This is a genomic window from Thermanaerothrix daxensis, assembly GCF_001306145.1.
GTDB classification, from domain to species: Bacteria; Chloroflexota; Anaerolineae; order Anaerolineales; family Anaerolineaceae; genus Thermanaerothrix; species Thermanaerothrix daxensis.
Genome location: NZ_LGKO01000005.1, coordinates 232,361 through 248,729 on the forward strand (window position 1 = coordinate 232,361; position 16,369 = coordinate 248,729).

Below are 16,369 nucleotides of genomic sequence, written 5' to 3' on the forward strand. Positions count from 1 at the left end.
CCCCACTTCTGCTAGGGGCGTTTACCCAGTGTGACGCTCACCTCCTTTTCTTGATTATCGCGAAGGATGGTCAGAATGACCGTATCGCCAGGGCTTTTGTGCTTCATCAGATAACTGAGCAGATCGCTGAAAGTCTGGACGGGTTGATCATCAATGGCGATGATTAAATCGCCCCCAGCCGGAAGACCGGGAAAACGAGTGGCTTTGCTACCGCCCCGTAGCCCGGCACGGTCAGCCGGACCGCCGGGGGTAACCGAGACAATGTAGGCGCCGGTTTGGCGCGGCAAGCCCAGGGCTTCAATTTGCTCCAGGGTTAGCATCTCGCGGCTGGAGATGCCGAGATAGGGGTAATCGTAAGTCCCCTTTGCGATCAGCACCGGTACGACGCGCCGTACAATGTTGCTGGAGACGGCAAAACCAATTCCGCTGTTGACTAGCTCACCGGTGATGGTGGTGCCGGTGGTACGGATGGCGCGGTTGACGCCAATGACCTCGCCGGCCAGGTTCAACAAGGGACCTCCGGAATTGCCCGGGTTAATGGAGGCATCCGTCTGGATTACATCGCCGGCGCTGAAAAATGTCCCTCCTTCGGCCTGGCGCAGTGATTCCAGGGTACGCCCCTTAGCCGACACAATACCCAGTGTCATTGTACCGGTCAATCCAAAGGGATTGCCGATGGCCACGGCTGTTTGCCCAACGCGTACCTGGTCCGAATCCCCCAACGGCAGGGGGACCAGTACATCAGGTGGAACGTCCACTTTAATAACGGCTAAATCGGAGTCCAGATCTTCTCCAACGACTCGCGCCCGCACTTTCAGACCGGAAGCAAAGAAGACCTCCAGGCCGCTGGCGCCTTCGACCACGTGATAATTAGTGACAATATGCCCCTCACGGTCATAGACAAAGCCCGACCCCAGGCTTTCAATTTCACCATCGGTGGTGGTGGCAATAAAAACAACACCCGGCGCTACGCGTTCGTAGAGGTTGGCGAGGAGAACATCACGATCGGTAAGCGTCACGGGAAGTTCGGCCACCAGGGTTGGGGTGGCAATTGCGCCGGGTTGCGAAGGGGGGCGCACTTCGGTTGCCCGCGAGGCGGCTTGCAAGGTGGCGGTTGGGGCACCCGTGAGGCGCGGCAAGGTAGGGGTGAGGCTGCAGGCCAGCATGGCCAGCAGCATGATCCCAAGAATCGCTATCCAACCAAGTCGCTTCATTCTAATCATCGCTTTCCTCTCTACCCTCAGCCACCTCGGCGCAGTTGCTCGAATAGCGCGCGCTGCTGAGGGGTCAGGTTGCGTGGAATTTCTACCTTGACCTTGACGTAAAGATCGCCGCGTTTTTGGGGATTGCGCAGATTGGGCATGCCCCGGCCCGAGAGGCGGAATACCTGCCCGGGCTGCGTGCCCGGCGGGATGGTTAAGATCACATCGCCGCTCAGAGTGGGGACGGTGACCTGCCCGCCCAACACGGCAGTATAGAGGTCAATGGTCACCTCGGTGTAAAGGTCATCGTCCTTACGCTCAAAGCGCGGGTCGGGCAAGACCTCAATCACCAGGTAGAGGTCGGAGCGCTGACCATTCGGGCCAATGGGCCCCTGGCCAGCCAGACGCACTTTGGTGCCTGTGCGTGCACCGGGTGGGATCTTGCCTTCCAGGCGGCGGCCATCTACCTGAATAAGGCGGGTAGTGCCGTGGTACGCCTCTTCCAGAGTGATCTGCACTGGCTGCTCCACCGCTGGGGTGGTCTGGCGAGCACGCCGACCGGTGGTGCGGGTGGCTGTACCCGGCATCCCACCGAAGATGGCGCTGAAGAAATCTGAGAATCCACCCAGATCGCCAAAGAGATCGTCAAGGTCAATGCGCACTGTACGCGTGCCCACCGGACCCTGAGCGAACCACTCTTCCCAGTTGAAATCACCGGGAGCGCCGCTTTGTTGCCAGCGGAAATAGGATTCGCCCAGCGCGTCGTAGCGTTTGCGCTTCTCGGGATCGCCGAGGACCTCGTAGGCCTCGTTGATCTCTTTGAATTTCTCCTCCGCCGATTTATCACCCGGATTGCGATCCGGGTGGTATTTCATGGCCAGACGGCGGTAGGCTTTTTTGATTTCTTCTTCAGTGGCGTTGCGGTCAACACCGAGGATTTTGTAGTAGTCTTTGTACTCCATACCTTCATTTTATGTCCGCGAACTCCTGAAAGTCAAGGCTGCGCCAGTGGCCTCTTATAAAACGTTTATACGATTACATAACTAAATTGTAAAGCACTCGTAAGTTCGTGAGAGGTTAAGAGGCTCTCCTTTAGATTAATAATCATGCTATATTAAAAGCATGGCCCAGCCACGGGAATATCTGCTGGTTGTTGAACCCGACCCCCTGATTTGTGAGGTTGTCGGACGCCAGTCGCTGGAAGCAGCGGGCTATCGTGTTCAGTGTGTGCCGGAGGTCTCGGCGGCGATTGCTAAGGCTGTTCAGACGCTTCCGGATGTGATCTTGTGTGATCTGGTGCTGGAGGGGTTGAGCAGCAAGGATCTGCTGGTGGCACTGCACGCTCAGGGGTTAGATATCCCGGTGGTGCTGATTGCGCCTAAAGGAGCAGAAGGGGATTTGATTCAGAATTTTCGGTTGGGGGCTGTGGACTATTTGCTCTGGCCAGCCCGTGAGCCAGAGGTTCTGGCCGTAGTTGAACGGGTGCTCAAGCAGGTCCGTGAACGCCGTGCCCGAGAACAACTGGCGCAGGCCCTGCAGCGTACCAACCAGGAACTTCAGCAGCGCCTGGATGAACTCAACACGATTTTCAACATCGCCAGGGTGTTAACTTCACTGACCCATCAGGGCGTGTTATTTGAGCAGTTGTTGGAGCAATTGATCAAAGTGACTCGTTCAGACCTGGGGTGGGTCTTACTGAAGGATGAGGGGCGCAAGACATTGGTGCTGGCGGCAGGAAAACATCTGCCCGCTTCACTTATGGCGCAGCGCAACCATCCCTGGGAAGATGGGGTCAGCGGGTTGGTGGCCCTTTCAGGTGAATCGCTGATGCTTGCCGGTGAGCCGCTCAAGCGCTTTCGAATATCCACGTTGGGGCAGGCCGCCTTGATTGTGCCGATCAAGGCATCGCAGCAGGTTATTGGGATTGTGGTCCTGATGCGCAAGAAGGACGCGCCCTACCAGCCCGGCCAACAGCGCCTGGTGGAAGCCGTAGCCGATTTTGCCTCGATTTCGCTGGCAAATGTCCGCCTCTTTCGCACCCTGGAAGAACGGGTGCGTGTCCAGCAGGCTTTGATGGAGAATGCCGCTTTGCGCGTCCAGGTGATGAATCAGGCCCTGCAGCAGGTTCACCTGCAAATCCGAGAGCATGCCGAAGCGCAGAATCATGCCCTGGAGCAGTTGACCAAAGACCCGACGGCGCGTTGGAGTCCGACCCAACGCCAGGTTCTGACGGCCTGGCGTGAGAGCGTGGAGAGGTTATACCTCTTGGCAGATCTCATTCCCACCGGCCCGGAAGGGGCGCCCCCAGGATCTGCTCAACCCAAGGATTTCAATGGGCTGGTTGGTGAAGCCGTGCGTCACCTTAATCCGCTGGCTCAGCATCGCCATCAGGAGATCGCACTGGCGTATTCGACGCAACCCCTGCCGGTAGAAGGGGATGAAACCCTGTTACGATACATCCTGCACAGCCTGCTGGGGCTGGTAATGGGGTTGAGCGAAGATGGTCAGATTCGAGGGCGCACATATTTGCAAGATGAAATGGCTCATTTGGAACTGGAATGTCGGGCTGATCTGGATGAGGATCAGCGCCGGGTGCTCCAGAAGCAACCCTTTGAAGGGGTCTCCACGGCAAGACGTCGGTTTCCGGAAGAATTGGAGGCAGATTGGCGCCTGGTTTTGCAGATCTTAACCCAATGTCGGGGTAAAATGTGGTTAGAGTTTGTTACCCCGGAACAGTTGCGCTGGCATTTGACCTTTCCGCTTGTTCGAATTCAGGCGGTTTCGTCATTATCTCCCGCAAAGGCGACTGAGACATCATGACCCAGGTGAAGGATATCAACATTCTGGTAGCCACCTCCGACTCACAGGTTAACTACCTGCTGGAGCGGGTCTTGCAGGCTGCTGGTTATTCGGTGGCGATTTTCCAGGAGGAGGATAAGGTTTTTAACTACCTCAGCACCCATCCTACGGGGTTGGTGATTTTGTCTGACACCTTCAGGGGGAACAATCATCTGGATTTTGCGCGCAAATTGAGCCGGGACCATCCAGAAGTCCCCATCCTGCTCCTGGTAAAGAAGGATACGCCTGAACTGCTCAAAGAAGCCCTGCGCCTGGGAGTGAGCGATTATCTCAGTCTGCCCCTCAAATCGGAGGAAGTGCTGCGCGCGGTTGAAAACAACCTTTCACGGTCACAGCGACTGCGCGAATGGATGATGCTTGAGGCGCGCCGTTATACCGACCGGTTGCAGCGGCGCGTGGATGAGCTGGAGACTCTGGCCCGTTTGAGCCAGAGTATCACGGCTTCTTTGGATCCCGAGAGTGTGCTCTCGGCCATCGTGGAGGCAGCGGTTGAACTGACCGGTGCGGAAGAAGGTGCGCTCCTGCTGGTAGATGAGGAGACCGGCGAACTCTACATGCGTGCTTCCAAGAATTTCCAGGAAGATTTTGTGCGCACCTTCCGCCTCCCGATCCAGGATACTCTGGCGGGCTCGGTTGTACGCACTGGCCAGCCGGTGCTCCTGGATGAGAGCACACCCCAGAAAATAAAGACGGCTTACCTGGTCCATGGGCTGGTGTACGTGCCTCTTCAGTATAAGGGCCAGGTTTTTGGCGTCCTGGGAGTAGATAACCGACACAGCCGTTTCCAGTTTCAGAAACGGGATGTGCAACTGCTGACCACCCTAGCGGACTATGCCGCCATTGCCATTCAGAACGCGCGGCTCTACAACGATACTCGTCTGGAACGCAACAAATTGGAGACCATCTTGCGGCGCATCCAGGATGGGGTTATCGTGGTAGATCAAGGGGGACGTATCTTACTCATTAATCAGGCAGCCATCTCGGCTCTCAACCTGGATGAGTCTGACTTGATTGGAAAACTTGCCCGTCAGGTGATTGCCTATCCTGACCTGGTGGAGTTGCTGGAACTCTCCACGCGCAGCCTTTCCAGCCGTCTGGAACTTACAGTGGAAGATGGGCGGGTCTTTGATGTGCAACGCACCCCGATCCCGGATGTGGGCACGGCAGTGACCTTACATGATATTACCCAGTTGAAGAAGATAGATCGGATTAAGAGCGAATTTGTCAGCACGGTTTCGCACGATTTACGTTCGCCGTTGACGGCCATTCTGGGGTATGTGGAATTAATCGAACGTGCCGGGCCAGTGAACGAATTGCAGCAAGAGTTCATTCGCCGGGTGCAGGCCAGCGTTCAGAATATCACTCACCTGGTGGATGATTTGGTGAATTTGGGGCGCATTGAAGCGGGCTTTGATACGCGCAAAGAGTCCTTTAGCCTGAAGCAGGTCCTAGATCATGCCATCGAAAACTTCAAGAAAGCCCTGGAGCGTAAGGGGCACCGCCTGGTTATGGAACTGCCTGAAGATCTGCCGCTTTTCCTGGGCAACCCGGTTCAGATTCGCCAGATGTTTGAGCACCTGCTGGATAATGCCATCAAATACACCCCGCCAGGTGGGAAAATTACCATCCATGGTCAGGTGGAGCAGGAACAGATCATTTTGCAATTTTGCGATACCGGGATCGGGATTCCGGTGTCGGATTTGCCCTTTATTTTTGACAAGTTCTACCGCGCCAGTAACGCTGGCGCAGAGGTTTCCGGAAGTGGTTTGGGGCTGGCAATTGTGAAGTCAATCGTTGAGAGCCATCAAGGACGCATCTGGGTAGAGTCAACGCTGGGGCAAGGCACCACATTTACGGTTGTACTGCCCATTATAGAAGCCTGATTTGGGTAACAGTCTGGAAGTGCGGTATAAGTGGTCAGTTAAAAGAAGCCTCCGCCGGAGGCGTTGCTCGTTTCCGGCGGAGGCTCTTGCCAAAGGAGGAGACAGCGATGAGCTTGTCTGGAGGTGTCCGGATGACCACGTTGTCGCTACTGATAATACTACACCTGAGATTGGATGGCTATGGTTGGAAGTCACGAGGGGAGAATGATGTTCATCTGGACTCTCTGTGACATCTGCGCCGGAAAAGATATGAGTTTCATCCAGGTAGCGGGGTTGTAAGGAGGATGTAAAGCGAACGGAGTGACACTTAATATAAAAATAATAACAAGTTTGTCGGGGGTAAAAATTCCCATGTCTGGTGTTCTTGACGCAGGGTTAGCGATATGCTACTATGGATTGAAGTCACCCCCAAAGTGATGACTCGGGCGCTATTTTTGAGTGAGCAATTGGAGGAGAGCCTTTATGAAAAAGCAAATGCCTTTTATCATTGCGTTTGTGGTGTTGGTCGCACTGATGGCTTCCGGGTGCACCCGTTCGGCTTCCACGTCGCCGACTGCCCTGGCCACCCCAACCTCGGAGGAACTCCCCTTCCCGGTGGATGTGGCGCAGCGCATGACTGAAGTGGCCCAGCAGACCCAGATGGCCATGCCCACCCCAGCCGAGCCGCTGGCAACGCCGGTCGGGGTTGAAACTCCAACTCCGGAACCGACCAGCACACCGGTGATCATCCCCACGCCCACCCGTCCGGCCACTTATACGCTGCAGTCGGGTGAGTGGCCCCTTTGCATTGCCCGCCGCTACAACCTGGACATCAACGCGTTCTTTGAGGCTAATGGACTGACTATGAATTCGCGGCCTGCGGCTGGCACAGTGCTGAAAATCCCGCAGGGGGGTGCCTGGAGCGCGGGCGAACGCGCTCTTAAGCCTCACCCCACGCAGTACACGGTGAAGGCTGGAGACACGGTGTACTCCATCGCTTGCGAATTTGGGGATGTTTTCCCCGAATCAATCATCGCCGCCAACAATCTTCAGAGCCCCTACACGCTAACGCCGGGGCAAGTACTGCAAATTCCCTGATTCCCGGTCAGGGGGCAGTGAGATTAAGTGAGCGCGGGTGAAGACTCTGACCCGCGCTTATATTGTTTCTTCTATATCCATTGTGTTTTGAGGTGGTCCATGGCGTTTGAGATACTCGGTTATGAACCCCAGTACCGGGGGCATGCTTTCGACGTTGTCAAGGTGCAGGTGCGTCTCCCGGATGGTCGGGTGCGCCCGTATGACCTGGTTGAGCACCGCGATTCGATCAGTATTGTGCCGGTGAACGCACAGGGGCACATTTTGTTCGTAGCGCAATATCGCATTGGAGCCGGTCGGGAATTGCTCGAACTGCCAGCCGGGGTGATGGAGGAAGAGGAAGAAGCACGTGCCTGTGCCGAGCGCGAAATTCGTGAGGAAACCGGGTACGCCGCCCGGGAGTGGATCGAACTGGGGCAGTTTTATCTCGCCCCGGGTTATTGTACCGAGCGCATGGTGGTTTTCCTGGCTCGCGAGTTGTACCCTGCTCCCCTACGTCCAGATGCGGATGAGTTCCTGCACCTGCGGGCACTGAGTATTGAGGAAGCCTATGCCATGGCACAGCGGGGTGAGATTCATGATTCCAAAACGCTGGCAGCGTTGTTTTTAGCGCGCCCTTACCTGGTTTCGGGCTGATTCCGGGCCCGAATCGGAGAGAAAGAGGGGGGATTAGTTGAATTGTGACAGGACGCACACAAATAAGGTGACCTATATAACTTTTGCTTGTTTCTAATTGGGGATAAACTTGAGTGAACGAATTGTGTCTAGACCACGCGTATTGGCGTGGTGATGAAATTGGAATATGCAATAACCCAGGTTTACAGGGAGTGTGTCCTATGAGTCGTAACGTGATCACGATTGATGCGAATGAGGCGGTTGCCCATGTTGCCTATCGCCTCAACGAAGTGATCGCCATTTACCCCATTACACCCTCTTCAGGGATGGGGGAATTGGCTGATGAATGGTCGGCCAAGCGCATCCCCAATATTTGGGGGACGGTGCCGTTGGTCGTGGAGATGCAGTCCGAGGGCGGTGCGGCTGGTGCGGTCCATGGCGCTTTGCAGACCGGTTCGCTCAGCACCACCTTCACGGCGTCGCAGGGTCTGCTGCTGATGATCCCGAATATGTACAAGATTGCGGGTGAACTAACGCCGACCGTCTTTCACGTCTCGGCGCGCACGGTGGCCACTCATGCGCTTTCTATCTTCGGCGATCATTCCGATGTGATGGCCACCCGTCAGACCGGATGGGCACTGTTAGCTTCGCGCTCGGTGCAGGAGGCCCATGACAATGCCCTGATCGCCCAGGCGGCCACCCTCGAATCCCGCGTACCGTTCCTGCACTTCTTCGATGGCTTCCGCACATCTCACGAGATTAACAAGATCGAGTTTCTCAGTGAAGACGACTTGCGCGCGATGATTAACTACGAATTGGTCAGTCAGCACCGCGCGCGTGCGCTCAGCCCCGATCATCCAGTGATCCGTGGTACAGCGCAGAACCCGGATGTCTTCTTCCAGTCTCGTGAGCGCTGCAACCCTTACTACCAGGCCTGCCCGGAGATTGTTCAAAAGGTGATGGACCGCTTTGCGCAACTGACCGGGCGCCAATACCACCTCTTTGACTATGCGGGCGCCCCAGATGCTGAGCGGGTGATCATCCTGATGGGATCCGGCGCCGAGACCGCCGAAGAAACAGCCCGCTATTTGATGGAACGGGGCGAGAAAGTCGGTGTGGTTACCGTCCATCTTTATCGGCCCTTCTCGGCGCGTCACCTGCTTGGCGTTCTGCCGGCGACGGTGCGTAAGATTGCGGTGTTGGATCGTACCAAAGAGCCCGGTGCAGCGGGTGAACCTCTTTACGAGGATGTGGTAGCGGCAGTTTACGAGGGCCTGAACCAGGGCTTTGCTCCCTTCAGCCAGGCACCGGTCATCGTGGGCGGTCGTTATGGCCTTTCCTCCAAGGAATTCACCCCGGCCATGGTGAAGGCGGTCTTTGATGAATTAAAGCAGGACTTGCCGCGCAATCATTTCACCGTGGGCATTGAAGATGATGTGACCCACCTGAGCCTGGCCTATGATCCCTCCTTCTCAATCGAGGATCCTCAGACGGTGCGCTGTGTGTTCTTCGGTTTAGGGGCGGATGGGACGGTCAGTGCCAACAAGAACTCCATTAAGATCATCGGTGAGGAGACTGACAACTACGCGCAGGGTTATTTCGTGTATGACTCCAAGAAGTCGGGGTCGGTGACGATCTCTCATTTGCGCTTTGGCCCCAAGCCCATCCGTGCACCGTACCTGATCGGCGAAGGTGACGCTAATTTTGTCGCGTGTCACCAGTTCTCCTTCCTCGAGCGCCTGGATGTGCTTAAGTACGCCAAGCCGGGCGGGGTTTTCTTGCTCAACAGCATTTACCCGGCAGATAAAGTGTGGGATGAACTTCCGCGCGAAGTGCAAGAGGCCATCATTGCCAAGAAACTGCGCTTCTATGTGATTGATGCCTACGAAGTGGCGAATAAAACCGGCATGGGCGGTCGCATCAACACCATCATGCAAACCTGCTTCTTCGCCATCAGCGGTGTACTCCCGCAGGAAGAGGCGATCGCTCAGATCAAGAAGAGCATTCAGAAGACTTACGGCAAGCGTGGTGAGGCGGTGGTGCAGCGCAACTTTGCCGCGGTGGACCAGGCGCTGGCGCATTTGCAAGAAGTGAAGGTGCCGGACAAAGTGACGGCCAACCGCACCCGCCGTAAACCGGTGGCGGATGAGGCGCCTGAATTTGTACGCGAGACCCTGGCTCCGATGATGATCTTCGAGGGTGATCGGTTGCCGGTCAGCAAATTGCCTGCGGATGGTACCTTCCCCACCGGCACGGCAAAGTGGGAAAAGCGCAACATTGCCCTGGAAATCCCGGTGTGGGATCCGGAGGTGTGCATCCAGTGTGGTAAGTGTGTCATGGTTTGTCCGCATGCGGTCATCCGCATGAAGGTCTACGACCCCAAGTATCTGGAAAACGCCCCGGCCACGTTTAAGTCCACGGATGCACGCTTCAAAGAGTTTCCGGGGATGAAGTACACATTGCAGGTTTCGCCAGAAGACTGCACTGGCTGTGCGCTGTGTGTGGAAGCCTGCCCGGCCAAGAATAAGAGCCAAGTGGGCCTGAAGGCCATCAACATGGCGCCGCAACCGCCTTTGCGAGAACAGGAGCGCGAGAATTGGGAGTTCTTCCTCTCCCTGCCCGAAGTGGATCGCACTGCAATCAGCGTCTCTACGGTTAAGAATTCACAACTGCTGGAGCCGCTCTTTGAGTTCTCGGGGGCTTGCGCAGGCTGTGGTGAGACGCCCTATCTCAAGTTGATGTCTCAGTTGTTTGGAGATCGGGTGGTGATCGCCAATGCTACGGGATGCTCCTCAATTTATGGCGGTAACCTGCCGACTACACCCTGGACCTTCAATCGTGAAGGACGCGGGCCAGCCTGGAGCAATAGCCTGTTTGAGGATAATGCTGAATTCGGCCTGGGCATGCGCCTGACCATTGACAAACAAACCGAATTTGCACGCGAATTGCTGCAAAGCCTGGCTGCTGAAGTGGGTGAGTCGCTGGTGGATGCCATTCTGAATGCCGACCAGCGTAGTGAGGCGGGCATTCGCGAACAGCGTCAGCGTGTGGCCTTGCTCAAAGAGCGCCTGGCGGGAATTAAGGATTTCCGTGCCCGGCTTTTGATGGATGTGGCGGATTTCCTGGTGCGCAAGAGCGTGTGGATTGTTGGTGGCGATGGCTGGGCGTATGATATCGGTTATGGCGGCCTGGATCATGTGCTGGCCTCGGGGCGGGATGTCAACATCCTAGTGCTCGATACCGAGGTGTATTCCAACACCGGTGGTCAGGCCTCCAAAGCCACTCCGCGTGCAGCAGTCGCCAAATTCGCCGCCAACGGGAAAGGCTTGCCCAAGAAAGACCTGGGGCTGATCGCGATGACCTACGGTTACGTATACGTGGCCAAGGTTGCCATGGGCGCCAACGACCAGCATACGCTGCGCGCCTTCCTGGAGGCAGATGCGTACGAGGGGCCCTCGCTGATTATTGCTTACAGTCACTGCATTGCCCACGGCATTGATATGCGCAAGGGCCTCGATCAGCAGAAACTGGCGGTGCAGGCGGGTGTGTGGCCACTCTTCCGCTACAACCCGATGCTTCTGGAAGAGGGCAAAAACCCGCTGGTGCTGGATAGCAAGGAACCCAGTATCCCGGTGTCTGAGTACGCCTACAATGAAACGCGTTATCGTATGCTGACCCAGAGCGACGAACAGCGCGCGGAGATGCTGCTCAAGGCAGCGCAGGAAGATGTAAAGCGCCGCTGGCTGCAGTACAAACAAATGGCCGAGATGATCATGCGAATCAACGGGAACGGTCACGAAGGCGTTCCGGCGCAAGACTGAACGTGATATGGCGAGGGTTCTGGGGAGAGAAAGCCCGGAACCCTCGCTTAATCTTGGGAGGTGAGTATGGTGGATCTGAGCACACGTTACCTGGGCTTGGAGTTGAAGAATCCGTTAGTAGCCTCAGCCTCGCCGCTGTCGAAGAAACTGGATGGCATTCGTCGTCTGGAAGACGCGGGCGTAAGTGCTGTGGTAATGTATTCGCTCTTTGAGGAGCAAATCGTTCATGAGAGCCTGGCACTGGACCACTACCTGACCCGCGGTAGCGATTCGTTTGCCGAAGCACTTACCTACTTTCCGGATCTTGGGCGGTACAACGTTGGACCGGAAGGCTATCTGGAATTGATACGCAAAGCGAAGGAAAGCGTCGGCATTCCGATTATCGGCAGCCTAAACGGCGTTTCCAGCGGCGGCTGGATTGAATATGCCCGTTTGATCCAGGAGGCTGGAGCGGATGCGTTGGAACTTAATCTCTACTATCTGCCCACCGATCCGGCGCTGACAGCGGCGGAACTGGAAGCCAATTACGTGGGGCTGGTGGCAGACATTCACAAGCAAATTCGCATTCCTCTGGCTGTCAAACTCAGCCCGTTTTTCACCGCGCTGCCCCATTTTGCGCAGCAAATGGTTCAGGCGGGCGCGAAGGGGCTGGTGCTGTTCAATCGCTTTTATCAGCCGGATTTTGATATCGAAACTTTGGAAGTGGTGCCCAGCTTGGTGCTGAGCACATCCGAGGAATTGCGCCTGCCCCTACGCTGGATTGCGATTTTATACGGACGGGTGGCCGCAGATATGGCGCTGAGCAGCGGGGTGCACACCGGTCAAGATGTGATTAAGGCCCTGATGGCGGGGGCAAAGGTGGCGATGACGACCTCGGCGTTGCTCAAACATGGCCTGAAGCGGGCTGGTGAAATCCTTCAGGAGATGCAAGCGTGGATGGAGACCTTTGAGTATCAGTCAGTGCAGCAAATGATTGGAAGCATGAGCCAGCAGGCCGTGGCCGAACCTGCGGCGTTTGAGCGAGCCAATTACATGAAAGCCCTCCTGACATATGATAACCGTCTGATTTACTAACCCTGTTAATCCAAGGTGGTCAGGCCCCTCCCTGGCAATTGGGGAGGGGTTTTTTGTTTCTATAGACTCTACAAAAACATTATACATAATTGAAAAAATATTTGACAATCCATATGCAAATCGCGTACATTATGTCTACTGTAACAAACACATAAATCTTAACCTTACGAGGAGAGAAAACATGAAACGCTTACTGTTGTTGGTTGTATCGATGTTGGTTTTAGCGGCTTGTGCACCAATGGCAACTCCCCAGCCTACTTCACCTCCCATGCCGACCGCAACGCCAATTCCTCCAACGGCAACTCCAGCCCCTCAAACAATCGTTGACATTGCTGTTGCAGATGGACGGTTTACTACTCTGGTGAAAGCTGTTCAAGCGGCGGGTCTGGTGGAGACGCTCAAGAGCGAGGGCCCCTTTACAGTCTTTGCTCCCACGGATGAAGCCTTCGCAAAGTTGCCCAAAGAAACTCTTGAGAGCCTGCTTAAGCCTGAAAATAAGGATCAACTGATCAAAGTCTTAACCTATCACGTGGTTGCGGGCAAGGTTTTGGCTGCAGATGTAATCGGTCTGAGCGAGGCTCAAACAGTGGCTGGTGAACCCATTGCCATAAAGGTCGAGGGTGACAAGGTTTTTATTAACGACGCGCAGGTGATCCTCACAGATATCGAGGCCTCCAATGGGGTAATTCATGTGATTGATGCTGTTATCCTGCCCCCCAGCATGATGGCGGAAGCCAAGAAGGATATTGTGGACATCGCGGTGGAGGATGGGCGCTTTACCACCCTGGTGGCAGCGGTCCAGGCGGCAGGTTTGGTTGAAACGCTAAAAAGTGAGGGTCCGTTCACTGTTTTTGCTCCGACAGACGAGGCTTTTGCTAAATTGCCTGAGGGCACACTCGAGGCTTTGCTCAAGCCTGAGAACAAACAACAATTGACCGACATCCTGCTCTATCATGTTCTGCCGGGCAAAGTGATGGCTTCGGAGGTGAAGGATGGTCTAATTGCGGACACAGCCCTGGGAACTTCGGTGTTCTTCAAAGTTGATATGGGTAAGGCGTACATCAACGAGGCACAGATCATTATTACCGATATCGAAGCCAGCAACGGGGTGATTCATGTGATTGATGCGGTGATCTTGCCAAAAGACATTGTTGATGCGGCCGTTTTCAATAAATTCAACACGCTTGTTGCAGCAGTGCAGGCGGCAGGTCTGGTGGAGACGCTCAAGAGTGAGGGCCCCTTTACGGTCTTTGCTCCCACGGATGAAGCCTTCGCAAAGTTGCCAGCAGGCACTCTGGAAAGCCTGCTCAAACCGGCCAATAAGAGGCAGTTAACCGACATCTTGCTCTATCACGTGGTTCCTGGTCGGGTGTTGGCAGAGGATGTGGTGAAACTGGAGCGCGCCGAAACCGTATTAGGAAAGCCTATCACGATCAAAGTTCAGGATGGCAAGGTATTTGTCAATGAGGCGCAAGTTGTCTTGACTGATATCAAGACTACCAATGGGGTTATTCACGTGATTGATACCGTGATTTTGCCTCCGCGCTGAGGCGATTGTGTGGGTGGGTTACATTTACTGGTAGGAGTGGGAAGGGAGAATGAGGGCCGTTGTCATCAACGGTCCTCATTCGCTATAAAAAAGAACGGGCAACCGAAAGATGAAGGGGTTGCCCGTTTTTCTAGCCGAGAGGATGTGGAATAAGTCCAGGTGGGAGTTTATTCTTCCTCGAGCGCCGGTTCGCCGGCCTTCTTTTGGCGATAGACAATACGGCCACGGGTGAGATCATAGGGTGACATTTCCACCCGCACCCGGTCGCCGAGGAGAATACGGATATAGTACTTACGCATCCGCCCGGAGAGGTAGGCCAGGATTTCATGCCCGTTATCCAGGCGCACGCGGAATTGCGTCCCCGGCAGTGCCTCTACAATTGTGCCTTCCACCTGAATCTTCTCTTCTTCTTTGGCCATCGAGAACCTCCAGACCGTTTCACCAACCCGATGAGCGAAGGCTTACTCCGAAGCGCGTGACATCTGGCGGCGTTTCATGCGGCGAATGGCCTTTTTCTGTTCCAGGCGACGCAGTTCGCTCTTTGAGATGAACCAACGCTTCCGGCGTACGGTGCTCAGCACACCGCTCTTGACGACCTTCTTGCGGAAGCGCTTGAGCAGTTGCTCCTGGCTTTCGTTGGGCCGCAAGATCACAATTGTCAACGCACTCACCTCCTTTCGGGTTAAGAATTTTTGAGTAGCACGCTGCGCGCGGGCAAAAAACTCGGCTGCATACCGCACTTGCAGCCGAGGGCGAACTCAAACGGGTTGCTTACTCATCTTGCCCACTTGCCCAGCGCGATATGACCTCCATTCCAGGAAATCATGCCAATCAATTGGTAAAACTGCCTGAAGGTTGCCCGCAGGCTTTCTTATTATACACGACAAGCCGTCAGGCGTCAAACAAGGCTTGAAAATTAAAAAATCACGGGCGCCTGGTGCCACCCAAGCGCCTCGTGCTGTGTGACATTGCAATCAGAAGCCTCTAAATCCAGCCGCGCAGTTCCATGGCCTTAACCACGCGATTGATCGCCACCATGTAAGCGGCGTCGCGCATGAAGACCCCTTCTTTCAACGAAAGATCTAGCACTGCGTGGAATGCCTGGGTCATCTTGGTATCCAGACGCTGAAGCACTTCTTCCTTGGTCCAGTAGAAGTTCATATCATTCTGGACGCTTTCAAAGTACGAGACGGTCACGCCACCTGCATTGCACAGGAAATCGGGGATCAGGAAGATACCGCGTTGGCGGATGGCTTCGTCGGCCTCAGGAGTGGTGGGCCCGTTGGCACCTTCGGCGATCAGTTTGACCCGCTCATGAATGTGCTGCACAGTGTCGGCGTTGATTTGTCCCTCGAGCGCGGCCGGGATGAGTACATCGGCCTCCTTGCTCAGCCAGGCATTGCCATCCTCAATGCTATAGCCGGCGGCACGGGCTTTGTTTTTGTCAATGGTGCCGTATTGATCGGTGATGCTCATAAGGAAGCGTGGGTCAATTCCATCTGCTTTGCTCACAGTGTAGGCGGTGCGGTCTTCGCGATCCCAATATGAGACGCAGACCACTTTACCGCCGAGGATCTCAGTGAAGCCCACTGCGGCGTACTGGGCTACGTTGCCGAAGCCCTGGATGGCGGCCACGCACTGAGAGGGTTCCAGGTTAAGGTGCTTGAGAGCTTCGCGGACGGTGTAGATGACACCGAATCCGGTCGCTTCGGTGCGTCCCAGCGAACCACCGCCTCCCACGGGCTTGCCGGTGATGACCCCAGGGGTGTACTGCCCAACCAGTTTGGAGTACTCGTCCATCATCCAGCCCATCATTTGCGGGTTGGTGCCCACATCCGGCGCGGGGACGTCCTGACGTGGGCCAATGTTGCGCCAGATCTGCTGGATGTAGCCGCGGGCCAGGCGCTCTTTCTCGCCTTCTGAAAGGGTTGCCGGGTCCACAATAACGCCGCCCTTGCCACCGCCGAGCGGCAGATCTACCACGGCGCATTTCCAGGTCATCCAGGTGGCCAGAGCACGCACTGTATCAATGGTTTCAGCAGGGTGAAAGCGAATGCCACCTTTGCACGGCCCGCGGGCGTCATTGTGCTGAACGCGGAAGCCCTGGAACACGCGGATGGTGCCATCGTCCATGCGCACCGGGATGCGGAAGTGGTACTCTCGCATCGGCCAGCGCAGGATCTCGCGCACCTGGGGGTCGAGTTGGAGCAGTTCGGCTACATGATCGAATTGACGCTGAGCCATTTCGAAGGCATTGGTCGTACCCGTCATAAGCATCTCTCCTGAGGGGGT

12 protein-coding genes are annotated in these 16,369 nt (G+C 55.7%); 7 read left to right on the forward strand and 5 right to left on the reverse strand.

Features of this window, described 5'->3' with window-relative positions; all coding sequences use genetic code 11:
* Positions 1-11: 11 nt before the first annotated feature.
* Both SE15_RS09780 and SE15_RS09785 read right to left on the reverse strand, forming a co-directional pair.
* Positions 12-1,214: a trypsin-like peptidase domain-containing protein gene (locus SE15_RS09780; RefSeq protein ID WP_054521937.1), complete on the reverse strand. Its 1,203-nt coding sequence runs from the start codon at positions 1,212-1,214 to the stop codon at positions 12-14.
* A gap of 26 nt (positions 1,215-1,240) precedes the next feature.
* Positions 1,241-2,164: a DnaJ C-terminal domain-containing protein gene (locus tag SE15_RS09785; RefSeq protein WP_054521938.1), complete on the reverse strand. Its 924-nt coding sequence runs from the start codon at positions 2,162-2,164 to the stop codon at positions 1,241-1,243.
* A 160-nt stretch (positions 2,165-2,324) separates the two neighbouring features.
* Here SE15_RS09785 and SE15_RS09790 point away from each other — a divergent pair, with 160 nt between their 5' ends.
* From SE15_RS09790 to SE15_RS09820, 7 genes are all read left to right on the forward strand, one after another.
* Positions 2,325-4,022, forward strand: coding sequence for a response regulator (locus SE15_RS09790; RefSeq protein WP_054521939.1), 1,698 nt, complete (start codon positions 2,325-2,327; stop codon positions 4,020-4,022).
* On the forward strand, positions 4,019-5,944 hold the full coding sequence (locus SE15_RS09795) for an ATP-binding protein (RefSeq protein WP_054521940.1): 1,926 nt from the start codon (positions 4,019-4,021) through the stop codon (positions 5,942-5,944). Before SE15_RS09790 ends, SE15_RS09795 begins: the two co-directional genes overlap by 4 nt.
* Before the next feature lie 462 nt (positions 5,945-6,406).
* Complete coding sequence (locus SE15_RS09800; RefSeq protein ID WP_054521941.1) at positions 6,407-7,021, forward strand: LysM peptidoglycan-binding domain-containing protein; 615 nt, start codon at positions 6,407-6,409, stop codon at positions 7,019-7,021.
* 99 nt (positions 7,022-7,120) lie between these two features.
* Complete coding sequence (locus SE15_RS09805) at positions 7,121-7,654, forward strand: NUDIX hydrolase (protein ID WP_054521942.1); 534 nt, start codon at positions 7,121-7,123, stop codon at positions 7,652-7,654.
* 200 nt (positions 7,655-7,854) lie between these two features.
* Positions 7,855-11,454 carry a pyruvate:ferredoxin (flavodoxin) oxidoreductase gene (gene nifJ, locus SE15_RS09810; RefSeq protein WP_054521943.1) on the forward strand — a complete coding sequence of 1,200 codons (3,600 nt, stop codon included), beginning with the start codon at positions 7,855-7,857 and terminating at the stop codon, positions 11,452-11,454.
* A 66-nt stretch (positions 11,455-11,520) separates the two neighbouring features.
* Positions 11,521-12,528, forward strand: a complete 1,008-nt coding sequence (locus SE15_RS09815) for a dihydroorotate dehydrogenase-like protein (protein ID WP_054521944.1) — start codon at positions 11,521-11,523, stop codon at positions 12,526-12,528.
* A gap of 181 nt (positions 12,529-12,709) precedes the next feature.
* Positions 12,710-14,077 carry a fasciclin domain-containing protein gene (locus tag SE15_RS09820; protein ID WP_152965589.1) on the forward strand — a complete coding sequence of 456 codons (1,368 nt, stop codon included), beginning with the start codon at positions 12,710-12,712 and terminating at the stop codon, positions 14,075-14,077.
* Between the two features lie 167 nt (positions 14,078-14,244).
* Here SE15_RS09820 and infA read toward each other — a convergent pair whose 3' ends face one another.
* The 3 genes from infA to SE15_RS09835 all read right to left on the reverse strand — a co-directional run bounded on the left by infA (position 14,245) and on the right by SE15_RS09835 (position 16,348).
* Positions 14,245-14,496 (reverse strand): translation initiation factor IF-1, encoded by a 252-nt coding sequence (infA, locus tag SE15_RS09825; protein WP_054521945.1) that lies wholly within the window; start codon positions 14,494-14,496, stop codon positions 14,245-14,247.
* Between the two features lie 42 nt (positions 14,497-14,538).
* A complete protein-coding gene (rpsU, locus tag SE15_RS09830) occupies positions 14,539-14,748 on the reverse strand; it encodes a 30S ribosomal protein S21 (RefSeq protein WP_236690018.1) in 210 nt (69 codons plus the stop codon).
* A 313-nt stretch (positions 14,749-15,061) separates the two neighbouring features.
* Complete coding sequence (locus SE15_RS09835) at positions 15,062-16,348, reverse strand: Glu/Leu/Phe/Val family dehydrogenase (RefSeq protein WP_054521946.1); 1,287 nt, start codon at positions 16,346-16,348, stop codon at positions 15,062-15,064.
* Positions 16,349-16,369 lie beyond the last annotated feature (21 nt).